The organism is Methanobrevibacter sp., assembly GCF_017409525.1.
Lineage (GTDB): Archaea > Methanobacteriota > Methanobacteria > Methanobacteriales > Methanobacteriaceae > Methanocatella.
Genome location: NZ_JAFQSO010000017.1, coordinates 1 through 15,396, shown reverse-complemented (window position 1 = coordinate 15,396; position 15,396 = coordinate 1). Strand labels below are relative to the sequence as shown.

At 35.9% G+C, this 15,396-nt stretch carries 13 protein-coding genes; 3 read left to right on the top strand and 10 right to left on the bottom strand.

The window, feature by feature from the left end; genetic code table 11:
- Positions 1-5: 5 nt before the first annotated feature.
- The 5 genes from IJE64_RS09560 to IJE64_RS09540 all read right to left on the bottom strand — a co-directional run bounded on the left by IJE64_RS09560 (position 6) and on the right by IJE64_RS09540 (position 5,109).
- Entirely contained in the window at positions 6-155 is a 150-nt protein-coding gene (locus tag IJE64_RS09560; protein WP_292785229.1) for a hypothetical protein, read from the bottom strand.
- Between the two features lie 2 nt (positions 156-157).
- Positions 158-550 (bottom strand): (deoxy)nucleoside triphosphate pyrophosphohydrolase, encoded by a 393-nt coding sequence (locus IJE64_RS09555; protein ID WP_292785227.1) that lies wholly within the window; start codon positions 548-550, stop codon positions 158-160.
- A gap of 46 nt (positions 551-596) precedes the next feature.
- Positions 597-2,474: a DUF2357 domain-containing protein gene (locus IJE64_RS09550; protein WP_292785225.1), complete on the bottom strand. Its 1,878-nt coding sequence runs from the start codon at positions 2,472-2,474 to the stop codon at positions 597-599.
- An 8-nt stretch (positions 2,475-2,482) separates the two neighbouring features.
- Complete coding sequence (locus IJE64_RS09545; protein ID WP_292785223.1) at positions 2,483-4,282, bottom strand: McrB family protein; 1,800 nt, start codon at positions 4,280-4,282, stop codon at positions 2,483-2,485.
- 263 nt (positions 4,283-4,545) lie between these two features.
- Positions 4,546-5,109: a hypothetical protein gene (locus IJE64_RS09540; RefSeq protein ID WP_292785221.1), complete on the bottom strand. Its 564-nt coding sequence runs from the start codon at positions 5,107-5,109 to the stop codon at positions 4,546-4,548.
- A gap of 243 nt (positions 5,110-5,352) precedes the next feature.
- Between IJE64_RS09540 and IJE64_RS09535 the strand changes: the two genes are divergently transcribed.
- The gene (locus IJE64_RS09535; protein ID WP_292785218.1) at positions 5,353-6,249 is read left to right on the top strand and encodes a zinc-ribbon domain-containing protein; all 897 of its coding nucleotides are present in this window, start codon (positions 5,353-5,355) and stop codon (positions 6,247-6,249) included.
- Positions 6,250-6,409: 160 nt separating this feature from the next.
- The gene (locus IJE64_RS09530; RefSeq protein ID WP_292785216.1) at positions 6,410-7,351 is read left to right on the top strand and encodes a CPBP family intramembrane glutamic endopeptidase; all 942 of its coding nucleotides are present in this window, start codon (positions 6,410-6,412) and stop codon (positions 7,349-7,351) included.
- 59 nt (positions 7,352-7,410) lie between these two features.
- On the opposite strand, the gene IJE64_RS09525 is transcribed toward IJE64_RS09530, so the two are convergent.
- The 3 genes from IJE64_RS09525 to IJE64_RS09515 all read right to left on the bottom strand — a co-directional run bounded on the left by IJE64_RS09525 (position 7,411) and on the right by IJE64_RS09515 (position 10,818).
- Entirely contained in the window at positions 7,411-7,923 is a 513-nt protein-coding gene (locus IJE64_RS09525; RefSeq protein WP_292785214.1) for a hypothetical protein, read from the bottom strand.
- A gap of 232 nt (positions 7,924-8,155) precedes the next feature.
- On the bottom strand, positions 8,156-8,716 hold the full coding sequence (locus tag IJE64_RS09520; protein WP_292785212.1) for a hypothetical protein: 561 nt from the start codon (positions 8,714-8,716) through the stop codon (positions 8,156-8,158).
- Positions 8,717-8,934: 218 nt separating this feature from the next.
- Complete coding sequence (locus IJE64_RS09515; protein ID WP_292785210.1) at positions 8,935-10,818, bottom strand: zinc ribbon domain-containing protein; 1,884 nt, start codon at positions 10,816-10,818, stop codon at positions 8,935-8,937.
- Positions 10,819-11,066: 248 nt separating this feature from the next.
- Here IJE64_RS09515 and IJE64_RS09510 point away from each other — a divergent pair, with 248 nt between their 5' ends.
- Positions 11,067-11,351 carry a 2TM domain-containing protein gene (locus tag IJE64_RS09510; protein WP_292785208.1) on the top strand — a complete coding sequence of 95 codons (285 nt, stop codon included), beginning with the start codon at positions 11,067-11,069 and terminating at the stop codon, positions 11,349-11,351.
- 211 nt (positions 11,352-11,562) lie between these two features.
- Here IJE64_RS09510 and IJE64_RS09505 read toward each other — a convergent pair whose 3' ends face one another.
- Together IJE64_RS09505 and IJE64_RS09500 are read right to left on the bottom strand one after the other, a co-directional pair.
- Positions 11,563-14,748: a C1 family peptidase gene (locus tag IJE64_RS09505; protein WP_292785206.1), complete on the bottom strand. Its 3,186-nt coding sequence runs from the start codon at positions 14,746-14,748 to the stop codon at positions 11,563-11,565.
- A gap of 404 nt (positions 14,749-15,152) precedes the next feature.
- Positions 15,153-15,396 (bottom strand): zinc ribbon domain-containing protein (locus IJE64_RS09500; RefSeq protein ID WP_292785204.1); only part of this gene is annotated, 244 nt, incomplete at its 5' end.

Sequence of the window (15,396 nt, the reverse complement as noted above, 5' to 3'; positions counted from 1 at the left end):
GCAATCTACTCGTTTTCAAGGTGTTTGATTAATTCCTGGAGTTTGTCTATCTGGATTTGGAACTCCTCCTCTCTAGGAGTGCCTTTGACCTTTTCCAGTTTGGCTTGGAGTTCTTCAAGTTTGTCTTTAGCTAGTTGCAATCTGTTGTCGGGCATTCTTAATCCTCCATGGTTTCTTTAAGGTAATCGACGATTTCAATGTCAGCTGGAATCCAGTTGACCTCGTCCAGTTCGTCTTTTGTAAGCCATCTGGCGTCGTTGTGCTCAATAATCTTTGGGGTCCCTTGGGTTATTTCTGCTTCAAAGCAGCTCATCTTAAGATAAAAAGTTGGATACTGATATTCTAAATTTAAAGCGAACTTTGTGGGTTTGATTGTGCAGTCGAGCTCTTCTTTGATTTCTCTTATTAGGGCTTGCTCTTTGGTTTCGGATCCTTCTATTTTTCCGCCCGGAAACTCCCACATGTTGATGAACTCGCCATAGCCACGCTTAGTTGCTAGGATTTTATTGTCTTTTTTAATAATGGCTGCAACGACATTTAAAGTTTTCATAAGTTGGCTCCTTTGGTTAACTATTTGGCAGCTTACGTTATATATTTTAATAATTTACACTAATCCATTCATAATTTATCAAACCATGATTATAAAGAAGAGTCTTAAGGACTTCTTTAATAAAAATGGCTAAATTATCCTCTTCAACATCATCATTTCCAGGAGTTAGAGAAAATGCACCCACTGACGGAATGACTAAATCAGATTCCCTGAATCTCTTTGTTTTGCTTCCAGGATATAAGACATAAGCTCCTTCAGTCTTTAAAATAGAGTCTTTATAAGTATGCATTTTATATATATCGCCATCTTTAAAGACATATTCTTTTTCTTCAAGTTCGTCTCTTTTGTCAATTTCCCTATCCACGTCAGCGTCTGATTCGATTTTACCGTAAAAATCAATGATTTCAAGTTCAGACCTATATTTAGCGTCAAAATGAATATAATGTTTATATTCCCCAATTGTAACCAACAATGTATAATCCGGTCTAAAAGCAAGTGAATAAGACTTATATTGAGGATTATCTGAAAATTTCAAATTGTAAAATAATTTAATGTTGATATCATGACCGTCCATATTTATATTGAACTTTTTAGCGGAATTAACTCCTTTTTTAATGGTTATTGACCAGTTATCTTTATTGACTTTAAAAACATCTTCAAAGCTGATTTTTTTAATACTTAAGTCATTTAATACTTTCAATAGCTTGAAATAACACCAATATTCATATAGCTCAGATAATTTTTTCTCAAAACCCTTGAATTGGTTGTTAATCTCATCCCAACTCAATCTAAATGAAAATTCAAGCATTAAGAAGTAGTGGAAAATTTCCCTATACCCTTCTTTTTTCTGTAAAATCTGTGAATTGAATGGAACATAATCCATCGCTGAAATATGATTAAAGAATTTGCTTGACAGATAGTAGTCAATTTCATCTCTGAAATACAATAGCTTATCTTTAATGTAGCCTTCTTTAGAGCTTTCAAGTAACTTTTCAACCAAATCCCTTATTAACCCTAAAAAGTATTTGAAAAACCTGTTTTCCGGAATGTCAATAACATCCTCATGTTTAATCTGGTCAATTTCGTTTGGAATATACCCTTTCAATTTATCAACAATTTCAAAATCCGCATCAGATTCAAACAGGTTCGCCGGCTTTGTTATGATGTTTTTTAAAGTGTTCTGATTGATGCTTGATGCTAATGACAACGGAACCGTTTCAACATGGGTTTTAAGTTGCGAATGCAAGTTTACAGATAGATATTCAAAAATTGATGGTAAGTTATCGTCCCTAAATAGATACTCTAAAAACATAAAATCTTCATAATATGTCTCCTTTTCACGGTAATCTATTTCAAATTCCTGATATAATGGAGAATTAAGCTCAAAAATTAAGCTTAATGCATGCTGTGACAAATCAGCGATCATTGAAGAATATTGAGTAAAATAATCTATCTTTTTAGACCTGACTTCAATTGGAATTTTGGTTGAATTAATATTGTCTTTCATTACATCCAAAAAGGATTTGCCGACGTAACTCCTGAAGTTTAGAGTTCCAGCAATTTTAAATTTATCGTCATCACCTAAATCAAACCTGAATGGTTTAAAATGGCTTTCATTCATTTTCATGAGCGAATGCAAAACATCATAACTTGCATTGACATCCCCAGATTCAAATAATATCTGATATTCCGTTTCTTCTAAAAACATTAATTTGGCAAAATTAGCTCCAATATTTGGACAGTATTGAATTGGAGTCATATTATCCGGTTCATCAACGATCGGAATGTTTTCTAAAGTCATTGATGAGGATAACCTCTCCTCTGACTCATCATCTGACCTAGGATCGATTGAACTGATGCTTAAAAGACCAATTTCATTGGAATCCTCATCCGACAGGTGAATAATAACTTTCTGCTCAATCATTTAAATCTTTAATTTATAAATGATACATACCTTTGGTCTGACAACACATTTGACATGCTTTGAAGCTTTAAGGCTGAAGAATAATATCTGGAATTTTCTTTGTTGACTTCAAAGATTTTAGGGTTTTCGTTATTGTTCCTCTCTTCCAAACAAAGGTTGAATAAGCTAGTCAAGACATTGCCTATGGCTTTTTCAGACCCATGCAATTTAGGAAGGATTTTCTGCTTAATTTGAGCATCGAAGTAACGTTGCCAATTGTTCCATTCACTAGGGGATTCTTCATATCTCCAAGCAACAATCATGAACCTTAATATTTCATTGATTACCCTAAATCCAAAGTCAAAACTAGACCCTTTAAGCTCTTCCTGTAATGCAGTAAGCTCATTAGCTAATTCCTTCCATAGATTGCCATCCCCATATGAGATTTCAGACAATATTTCTTTTAAATCCTCGATGTTTAAGTTGGATATGTTTGAATCGATTAATGGAGATTGCAGATAATCAATATCACCTTTAAAATCATCATCATCTAAATCAGACACCATATAATCCCAAGCAGTTAATGTGTCAAATTCTATTGTATTTGCCCTGTCAAGAACCTTAGGTGAGAACATATATGTTGTCTCATCAACATTGACAGTCCCAATTGTAAAAAGATTATCCGGGAGTTTTAAAGATTCATCATTGCCGTATAACGGTATCTCTTCGCCGCTTTCAATAGATGATAAAAAGTCTGCAAAATACCTTTCCACATGTGAAAGGTTCATTTCATCTAAAATTAGGAAATACGGATTTCTAGGATCATTTTGCGCTTTTTTAATTAATTCATAAGCGGGAGTTGATTTATAATCTTCGGTGATTACATTATAATAACCTAGAATGTTAGTGTTATCTGTCCAATTAGCCCCAACTGGGACAATAATGTATTTTTTAATATAATTTTCATCTAAATTCAATCTAACATCAATAGAATCAACAAAATTCCATTTTGGTTTAAAACCTTTAAAATTAAAGTCATGTAATTTTAGTTCTATTTTAACTTTTTCCCCATCATGTTTTTTAAGATAATCCTGCAATTTTTCATTTCTAGAAAAAGATAATTTAGATAAAACCCTAAGTTTGGCATCAGAACAAATTCCATCCACAATAATTTTACAATCGACCTTACCCTTTTTGAATGGAGAATGTTGGAAAAAATCATGATCCATATTCCATTGGCAGTCTTCATATGCAGATTTATTAGAATTTTGTGTTATTGTGATTGAATCCTCAATTGGGATTTCATCATCCATGATTTTTTCAATGCCCTTCGCATTAATGAGAATATCTATAGGAAACTCTAATTTAGAATATTTTTCAATGCCAAATTCATCACATCGTTTCTTCAAATGATCTTTCAAAACTGAACTTGTATATTCTAACTGTATAGTTAAGCTAATACCTCCCTTAGCAGGAATATTATCAACTACTAAATCACATTTTGATTCGAATTCTTTGATTGGTAAAAAATCGCGAAAATAATTCTTTTCAAGAGTCCATCCCATATTGCTCCATGAAGAAAAATTTAAGTTTCCTTTAACCTTCACATAATCTTCAGGAGGCTCAATAGTAATTAATTCAGGATTGATGAACTTTGCGAATAACTGTGATAGTTTTGTTTTTCCGGTCCCAGAATTTCCTGTTAAAATCTCAAATGGTTTAACTTTCAAAGATAACAAATAATTTTCAATTAATTCTTTATCAAAATAATAACCATTAGAAATTAAGTATTTATAAAATGAATCTACTTGTAAGTTATTTTCTGACATATTAAAACCTGCTCAATACAATTTTATAAAATGAAAACAATTTTCCATGATTAATACAATTTATATATAAAGTTATATTAAAAACTGATGATCATAAAATAAAAATTGAATTAAAAAGGAACCAAATTAAAACTTAAGAATATCACCATAAATGCAAAAAAAATGTGAAAATAGACTGTGATAAAACGATGATATTCTTCTTACTAATACCATAAGACCATGATTTTAAAATAAATCAATTATATTGAAAAATTTCTTTCACTTCAATCATGATACACGCCAGCTTCATCATCCCAAGCATCATTAGGCCCTATATAATGGCCTCCATGGTCAGGAGTATAATACCATCCATAATAGTCAGCTTCTTCTTGAGTAATCCCCTCAGAATCCACAGCAGGACGATTATCTCCTTGACTAGAAGAACTACCCGAATGTTGATTAATCTGTTTAATTATTTTTAACATTTGAAAAGTACTATTCCCAGTATAATTCTCATTTCCACTAAATGTACAATTAATAGTGTAATTTCCAGCACTTTTATTTAATTTAAGCACCCCAGTTCCATTTTCATTGGTAACAACAGAGTAATTATTAGTAGTGCTGTTTTCATCTGTGATTGTAATATTCACTGTTTCGTTAGCTATTCGAGTGTCATTAACATCTGTTAATTTGACTTTTATACTGTCCCCTTCGAAAATAGTGTCGTTATTTATGATTGTTAATTTCACATCTTCTTTAGCTGGTGCAAGCACTGATATAGCTATACCAACTAAAAGAGCAATAATAACAATTACCAATCCAATAATTATCAACCTGTTTTTATTCATAGTATAAGTTATGTTTAAGATAGTATAAATTTTTACTATTTAAATCAAATAGAAAGCTACTATTCATCCACTTCTTACATTCTTGAGCCATAATTTACCAAAATTCTCATTAAAAACTATAGCAAAACTAGCCCTGAAAAAAATATAAATGACAATTTATCAAATTAATATTATAAAAGGTTTTTTTTGAATCAGAAAAATTAAGATTTTTCAAAAAAAACTTATCGCTAGAGACGGATTCCAGTGAACCGTCTTCACTTTAAGAAAACAACAGGTGATTTTATGAACTGTGAAAAATGCGGTTTTGAAAACGAGGACGGGGCAAAGTTCTGCGGAAAGTGCGGCTCGCAATTAATAGCCGAAACAAAAGTTTGTGAAAGCTGCGGCTCACCGTTATCTGAGGAAGCAAAGTTCTGCGTTAACTGCGGCTCTCCTTCAGAAAGCCAAAAGACAGCAACTCCAACAGAAGACACAGACACCCAAAAGGAAAGTGAGGCTGAAACCCAACCCCAAAAAGCAGAAGCTTTAAGTCCTGAAGAAATCCAGAACCTCCCAAATTCCAACCAGGAAGTCACAAAGCACATGACCAAAGCGTTCAACGAAAAAAACAAGTCTGAAACTGAACTCACAGCCGAAGAAAAGGAAAAGCTCAGGCTGGAATATTTCAAAAGCATCGAAAAGAATCCGAACATGAAAAATGAAATCTATGACCCGAAGCTGGTTGATATAAACAACAAGGGTGTCGTCACCGACAAGAATGACCCGAACGTTCTCATGACTGAGGCCCTGACATACTGGGCCATTGCCGGAGGTGCAGTCCTGTTTCTGATTTTCCTCATGTTCCTGAGAGCGACCATCGGATACGGCCTCATCGGAACTGCGATATTCATATTCGAGATGCTTACATGCGGAGCAATATTCGTGCTTGTCATCCTCAACATAGGTGAGTTCATCTCCGCCCTGAGAAGCTCGAGGGATTCCAAGTTCAAGCTGAAATCGACCACCCACGTGTTCCCGATAGTTTTACTGTTGGCAGCATCCATAATATTTCTGGGCATCCAGACCACAATAAGCCTGATTATCGGATTTTTAGTGCTCGGAACAATCGGATTCGTCTGCATGCTGCTGTGGGGCAGATGACCTTAAAATGTCTTTTAGACAATAATATTAATCTTTGCAGAAATCGTTTCCAGATTTTTGCAAATTCTTTTTTATGAACAATAAACCAAAAACCGGCGGAGCATATACATCCATCTCAAAAAACGGACCTGATTTTAAAAAACCTAGCCGTTAATGACAGTTGCGGTTAAGGATAATTAATCAAAATCAGCCATCATGTCGAATCGTCAAACGGAAAAGCAATTTTTTTATACCTTCAAGACAAACTATAACCATGAACGGAAAAAACGAAATCCCCGAGTATGCAACATTCCCGAGAACCTTTGAAAAATACAGATGGTACAAGCCCCTGCTCGTGCTTGCAGTCGGCGTAATCGTGTATTTCATATTGATTTTTGTAATGGTAATCCTTTTCGGTGCAATCTATGGCACTGATGCGACAAACGCATTGATGGGCGGGTCATATGAATCGCTGAACTCCGAAGCCGGAGCCTACATGAGCTTTCTCTCGGTGGCAATCATACTCCCCTCACTATATGTCGCCTCAAGGGTTGTTCGTGACAGGCCGTTTTCCTCATATTCCTCATCCCGCGGAGGATGGGACTGGAAGCTTTACCTCAAATGCCAGACTATCCCTCTGGCAATATATGTGATTTACTGTGTCATGTACGCCATGGTGCATGGAAAAGTAAGTCCCACAACATTTTCATTGCCGTATTTCTTAATCTGCCTGGTAATCGTGCCCCTTCAGTGCGTCGGCGAGGAATACCTAATGAGAGGATTCGTCATGCAGACCGTCGGCTCATGGTCCAAGATTCCCATTCTGGCATTGATCATTCAGGCAGTGATATTTGGCGTATTGCACATATATACCATTTTAGGAGTGATAGGAACAGTCATGTGCGGCCTTGCCTATGGATTTTTAGCCCTTAAGACAAAGGGCCTTGAAGCGAGCTCATCCATGCACATAGCTAACAATCTTTCCATGACAATCATGATCGGTTTAGGATTTGGCGCATCAACATCGACAATCACCATGTCCAACTTCATAGAAACAATAGCCCTTTTAGCTGTCAACACATTGGCCCTGTATTATATAGGCACTAGAAAGGAATGGTTTTAAAAAAAGTAAAGAAAGACAATCCTAATTACTAGGATTCCGCTTTCTTGAAAATTGCTCCATCATCTGAAAGTGAGGGTGTATGCCTCTTCAAGACCACTTGCTTGCTTATAGATTGTTACATGACCTCCGGTTACCTCTGTAACTCCGGAATCTCCAGGTTCTACTGAATCAGAGGATTTTATCTCCTTAGTTCCGTTGATATATAATGTCAATATCCCATCTTCAACAGTGTATCTATTGACATAGAAACTTGAATGATTTGCAATATCACCGAATTTGACATAAACAGACCTTGTGCCGTGCTGTAAATCTTCTTTCAGCCTGTCTTGGTCCACGCCTGAAACATCAATTTTTGCTGTTCCATTGTATGTGAGGTTTTTAATGACTTGTGAGTGATTAGACTGGTTTACATAATTGTAACATCTGTAACTCACAGAAGAGTCTATTATGTCTACAGTGGCATCACCACCACCTCCATCGAAAAAGCCAAACCATCCTGCGCTGACAGCACTAACAGAAGCGAATACCGCCAATGCGATTAACGCAATTAAAAATATCCTTTTAACATTCATTTTAAAACACCTTAATATTATGTAATAAAATCTTTATCAAGATAAGATTATAAACATGCCGATTATCGCACAAAAAAATAGAAAAATAACCTTGGATAAGGATGAATTTGCAAAAACATAGAAACTATCCCCATGCATTATGTCGGCACTAAAAAGGAATGGTTTAAAAAAAAAAGTAAAGAAAGACAACCCTAATGAATAGGATTCTGCTTTCTTGAAAATTGCTCCATCATCAGAAATAGATGATGAATGCTGACTCGTTACCGGAACCTTCCTTATAAATTCGTACATCCCCTCCGGTTACATTTGTAACACCGGAATCACCAGGTTTTACGGGGTCATAAGAATTTATATGATCGGTGCCGTTGAAGAATAATGTCATTACCCCATCTTCAATTGTGTATTCATAGACATAAAAGCTTAAAGAACCTGCAATATTTCCGAATTCGACAGAAATAGTCCAATTATTACTTGATAGATTGTCTTTCAATTGCTCATGGTTCATGGTGGAAACATTGATTTTTGCTGTTCCCCTGTATGTGATTTCCTTATCGACTTCGGAGCTATCAGAATTGACGCTGAAATTATTTCCATTGCTTTGAATTGAAAGATCGTTTCCTGTAGCGGCACAACTGTACTTCACAGAAGAGCTTATTATGTCTACAGTGACATTATCCACCGTATCACTGTCACCGCCGCCTAAAAAGTCAAACCATCCGGCGCTGACTGCACTAACAGAAGCAAATACCACCAATGCGATTAACGCAATTAAAAATATCCTTTTAACATTCATTTTAAACACCTTAATATTATGTAATAGAATGTTTATCAAGATAGGATTATAAACATGCCGATTATCGCAAAAAATAGAAAAATAACCTTGGATAAGGAAATTTGCAAAAACAAATTTTGACAAATCCAAATCCAAAATTGAACTGCTAAGTCAGTAATTGGCCATTAACATCAAAAGATATTATATAAGACCAATCTTCATTTTTTCGCCTCAAGGATTCATTGGAAATTTGATTTTTCCAGTTCTTTCACTAACTTCTTCATTAGCACTTTTGCTTCCCTTTTTGTTGCCAGATGTACTGATGTGTCAAGCAAAATGGAAGCAGGGGGTGAGTTGGAATCCCTTATGTCCTCCATAAAATACTGGACTATAGTTTCGTTTTCCGTGTCTTCATCCAGAAACAGGTGAATGTTTTTAAAGGATCCGTACTGTAGGATTTTAAATTTATTCCTATCGCCAATGGCTACAGGATTTACATTGCGTACCCTCTTGAGAGCGGAAACTGTATCGTCTATCGAATAGGGAATTTTGGAATGGACTAAAAAATTCTTAGGACCCCTCTTGTAAAATTGCACTACCTGCAGCTCGATTTTGTCGCTACCCACATCCTTATGAAAACTGCAAACTTCACTGCGCAGCTCCTCAATCTTGTCGTCGAGAGTCTCCCCATTTTCATTGAGTGGAAGATTGCAGTTTTTGCAGTATTTATAATTGTAGTCATTTTCATGACCGCATTTTGGACAAACTTTCTTGTCATTGCCGTTTGCCTGTGAAACGTCTGATTGGACACTGTCCAACTTATTTCCGCAGTTGATGCAGAAGTTAGTCCCTTCAGCGTTTACATGTCCGCATTTAGGGCAGGCATTATCATTTGTTTGCGGTTCTGCTTGCTTTTGATTAATCAATTCGGTTCCGCAACTGATGCAGAAGTTAGTCCCTTCAGCATTCACATGCCCACACTCAGGACAAGCATCACCTTCATCTTTAACTGGTGAATCCTCTCCACTGGATTTATCCTCATTAGAATCATCTTCATCATCAACAGATTGGGTTTCAGTTTCTTCAATTTCCGCTTTATCTTCACCAATCTCTGCTTTTTCCAATTTGGTTCCGCATTTAATGCAGAAGTTAATGCCCTCAGCATTCACATGCCCACATTCAGGACAGGCATTGTCTTCATCTTTTACAGGTAAATCAGCTTTATCCTCATCAATTTCAATTTGTGAATCTTCTTCAACGGATTCATCTTCCTCATCAACAGATTGGGTTTCAGTTTCTTCAACATCTGCTTTATCCTCATCCATATCTATTTTTTCCAATGGGGTTCCGCAACCGATGCAGAATTTGATGCCCTCAAGATTATCGCGTCCGCATTTTGGACATGTATTGCCTTTTTTTGGTGTTGAATCAATAGTTTCTTCTTCTGTTTCTTCCTCGGCGGCTTCATCCATTTCATCTTGGAAGACTTCCTCTTCACTCTCTTCTGCGATTTCTTCATCACTGCCCGCTGCATCATCAACATTTTCTTTTACAGCGGTTGCCTGCGGACTTTCATCCTCTGCAATCTCTTTATTGGAAGCTTCACCTTCAAGCTTGTTTCCGCAGTTAACGCAGAACTTCATGCCTTCCTTGTTTTGATGGCCGCACTCAGGGCAGACCTTCATTTCAACACTCAAATCATTGCCGCAGCCGACACAGAACTTGGCATCCTCCTTGTTGTGATACCCGCAATTAGGGCACTCCTTCAATGAATCAAGATCCAGACTGGTTGCACAGCTGACGCAAAACTTGGCATCCTCCTTGTTGTGATACCCGCAATTAGGGCACTCCTTCAATGAATCAAGATCCAGACTGGTTGCACAGCTGACGCAAAACTTGGCGTCGCTCTTGTTTTGAAATCCGCAATTAGGGCATGTCTTCATTGACGCTCCATCCAGTTTAAATCCACAGCCTACACAGAATTTGGCATCTCTAATGTTTTGAAATCCGCAATTAGGACAGGCATTCATCGGTTGGACCGCAACATCCAGTCCGTTTCCACAGTTGACACAGAATTTGGTGTTATCAGCATTTTGAAATCCGCATTTGCTACATGTTTTCATAGTTTTCGCCTCAGTGTTAAGAACAATGATTATAAAGAAAATTTGACTTTTAGTTAAATCATGATTATATATATAGTTTTTAGATTCCCCTATTAAACTTTTTTTCCATCGGGCAACATCAAGTACCCAACCTGCAATTACCATCAGATGCACAATGAAAAATTAGGATTAAATAATATGGCCAATAAAGTAATTATTATACAACAAGAGGATTTCGTCAAATCCTTTAAAGAATTATAGGTGATTGAATGTCTGATAATGATTTGTATAGAAGAGCGGAAAAGAGAGCGGATGAAAAAATAGGCTTCTACAAGCACCTCTACAGCTTTATCGGCGTCAACATAATGCTGTTTATCATCAATTTTGTTACAAAAATGATGAGCGGTAAAGGCGAATGGTGGTTCTATTGGGTGACCATCTTCTGGGGAATCGGTTTGGTGTTCCATTTCCTGAAGACATTTGTTTTCTCCAACAAACTGGAGGACAACCGTGAGCAGATGATTGAAAAGGAAATGGAAAAGATGAAAAAATAAGCCTACATTAACCATCAACCACTTTTTTGATGCTTGGCATGCATCTTCAATTTAATAAGGGGCTTTTGCTTTAACGCCCCCCCCCCCCATTTTGGTTTTTGCTCCATTGGGAAATTTTTAATAATATTGATTATTTTTAAAATTCAGATAGTAATTTTTTAATCAATAAAAATAAAATAAAATAAAAAAAGAGTAGATGAGAAAATATCATCTACAAGACTTTAACTGTTGTTTTAATGGTGTCTTTAAGGTAAGTCACTTTGACAGTGTAGGTTTTGCCTTTTTTGAGCTTTTTGATAACATTCTTATCCAATGTCTTTTGCGCGATGCCGTTTGCATTGGTTTTTACGTTATAGGTTTTGCCGTTGAACTTGAATGTTACTGTTTTGCCCTTAACCAATTTGCCGTTGATTTTAAGTTTGGCTTTTAAGGTAAACTTCTTGGCTGTCTTTTTGACAGTGACTTTATATGCAGTCAGCACATCCTTTACAGTGACAGTGTTTTTGACTGTTTCTCCATTATATGCTGTCTTGATGGTGTACTTGCCTGGAGCCTGTGTTATCTTGATTTTGGCAATTCCGTTGCCGTCTGTTTTGACAGTGGTTGTTTTGCCGTCGATGGTGAACTTAACGCTAGCGCCTACGACTGCATGTCCATCAGCGGTGACAACCTTAACTGAGAAGTAAGATCCTCCCGCATAGTCAACTGCAATGTTTTTGTTGCCGGCAATGGCAGTGTCATCTTTCAAGGTATATGCTTTAATGCAGGCAACATTTCCATAAGTTTCATAGATATCTGTCCAAATGCCACCATAATTAGTAAATGAAACGCCATCTGCACAGTATACTCTTGCTGGAGCACTTACGCCTAATGCGGTTGATGTTACATAAACACTGAATTTATCTCCTTTTTTAATTGGAACGTACTTGTCCAACTTAATTGTATGATATCCCCTGTATGGAGAAATGCCTTTTTGGGTATAGACCACGACGTCATTTACTGCAATTTCAACTGTATAATCAAGACCGCTTTGATTGAAATAGGTTCCTACAGCAGCCAACAAATCATCATCCTCACTCATAAAGACATTTACATTAGTTATTGGACTGCCGTACAATTCATCGGTTTCATTATATGTCATGAAATCATCGATGCCGCTGAAGTCATACTGATAATTCTTATTATATGGCAAGGTATTTTCAATTATATATCCAACAGCCTGGTCGATGACATCATTGGTTGAACATAATGATGTGTCATAATATGAAATATATCCATATCCTTCTTCTCCCCATTCAGTTCCCCAGCTGTTTTTAATAATCCATGCCCCATCGCCTGGAGGCTGGTTTACAAAGTTTTCTTTAGGATAATTGTCATCCCATCCGACAAGACCTACAGCATGGTCTGAAGAGGTACTGTTAGAATAAAAATTATAATCGGTTGGATTAAGTTGTGTAGCATCATAAGTAACGTGCAACACTCCATATTTGAGAATGGCTTCTTTAAGAAGAGGGTCTCCTGGATTTGATATGTTTCTTTCAATTAAAACATAATCTTGGACATGTAATGTTTGATTTGCATGGATTAACGGAGATATTTTACCAAGCTCGTCATAGGTATCGTATTCCTGTGGAAATACTCCAAACCAATTTACCATATAAGCTGCAGAATTTGTTTGAAAGCCCCCTTCAGAAATATAAACACCATATCGGCTATATATGAGCATGACATCCTGCACATTATTTTCTGAAAGATAATAGCTTACTCCAGTGTTTTTCACTAAGGCTGACTCCAATGCATCCAATGCTCCAAAAGTCCAACAAGAACCCATACTTCCTTGATCTCTAACGGGTGTAATCCATCCAATATCCCTTAAATCAAATTTGGTTGGAAGGATTGTAAGGTCAATGTTGTTTGTAGTCAAGTTTAATGTGATTCCTTGCCCCACAACCAAAGAAGGATAAATGGTGTTATTTAAATCATCTTGAGAAATTTTATCGTTTCCGTATATTTCGCCTATTGTTGATGAGTCACCATCAAAATAAGTGTAAACTGCATTTCCGTTGTTGTTGAATGTAATATTATCTAGATGATATTCGCAATCATAGATACATATTCCGCTGCCGATTGGAGCTTCATTATTGTTAAATTCTGAATCAGTCACGTTTACTGATTCAGAGTAATCAAAGTATATTGCACCACCATATGTTGGATAATTGACATGTGATGCAACCTTATTTGAATTGAATTTGCAATTTACAACATTTACATCTGCACCGGAAGTGTATACTGCTCCTCCGTCATAATTTGAAGAACAGTTGATGAAGCTTGAATCTTTAAGGGATAAGTTACCGGACAATTGAACATAAGCCCCTCCAAAAGAAGAAGATGTATTGATAAAAGTTGAATTTATGACATATGCCCATCCGTCATAAACACCTAAATCGCCATTGCCAAAGGTATCAATAAATATCGCTCCCCCATCTTTAAAAGAGCTGGTGTTTGTAAATAAACAATTTTCAATTATTGTTAGCTCACATTCTTTTGTTCCTACTGCTCCTGCAGTTTTATAAGCTTTTAAATTATTAAATTTAGTATTGTTTATTATTGCAATGCCCCCACTGACATATATTGCCGGGGCATATGCAGATGATATGTTATCGAAAAGGCAATCATTTACAAATACTTCACCGCCTTGGCCGTAAACTGTAGACCATTTACTGGAATATTTTGATGTGAAAGTACAACGTTCAATATTCACAGTGCCCATTTGTGAACAGATTGAATTTCCATTGACTGAATAACCATCTACAAAGTTACAATCAAAGCAATTAAGTTCAGCTATAGTTAATATGTCTCCACCATCATAATTTGCGGCATTATTAATGAATGTAACATTATTTAAAGTTAATGACCCAAGTGCTATTATTGCACCTCCACCATTAAATTCAAATAAACCTCCTGACCTGCAATTACCATTAGTAAAGACCAGATTGTTTATTGTGATATTTGTTCCTTTAATCCCCAATATATTTGTCTGGTTAGCACCATCAAGAACATGGTTATTTCCTTCTATTATAAAATTATCTTTATTAATAAGAATATGTCCCTTATCGGTTTCATTATTGAATTTGTAATTATGTTTCACTTCCATTACGCTTACAGATTCGTTCATGTCCTTGCTAAAGTCCGTAAACGTATTGCTAATTTCACTTTCGCCATATTCGCTATGTTCTGCACTTTGCAGGATGGTTGGCTCATCATCAAGAGCAACACCCCCGGTTTCCATTGGATTATCTGTACTTATTGCTTCGTTGTTAATTTCTTCTGTTGCCGATACAGCACCTATTGAAACTATCAAAAAAAGCAATAAAATACATATTTTTGCAAATTTCATTAATTATCTCCATTAATCAATAATTTAACCCATAAATCAAAAAAATATGAATATCATTTTATTTTGCTATTGAATATTGAATATTTTTTAAACAATAGGTCAAGAAAAAGTTTATCCCAAGACATATTTATACATGCCGATTTAATGCCAGAGAAGCAATTATTGTTCGATTAAATACGAATATATTTTTCAATCTGATTTCTACTCATTTTTAACCGAATAAGTGAAATTTTAGATAATTATATCCAAAAAAAGAGTCTGTAAAATTTTATAGGATTATTTCCATAACTGATTGTTATGGATGAATCCCTAATGGGATTCAATTATAGTTCAATTATCCATTTGAACCTCCCCGTCCTAAAAGAGGACGGGGATTCCTGGATTTTTTTCACTTAATGGGTTAATTAAGTATTTTCCAGGCTAGCCCCGTTGAACCAGCGGTTTAGTATGTTAATTGCGGCATTTGTATCTCTATCAAGTATTTGGCCACATTTTGGACATTTCCAGTTGCGTGTTTTGACTTCTAATTCTTTGTTTATGTTTCCGCAGCGGTGGCATGTTCGGCTTGTGTTATGAGTTTTTACGAATTGTACACCGTCTGCTTGGGGTTTGTAGAGTTTGTATTTGTCTTTTAGTCGTTGTATGAAT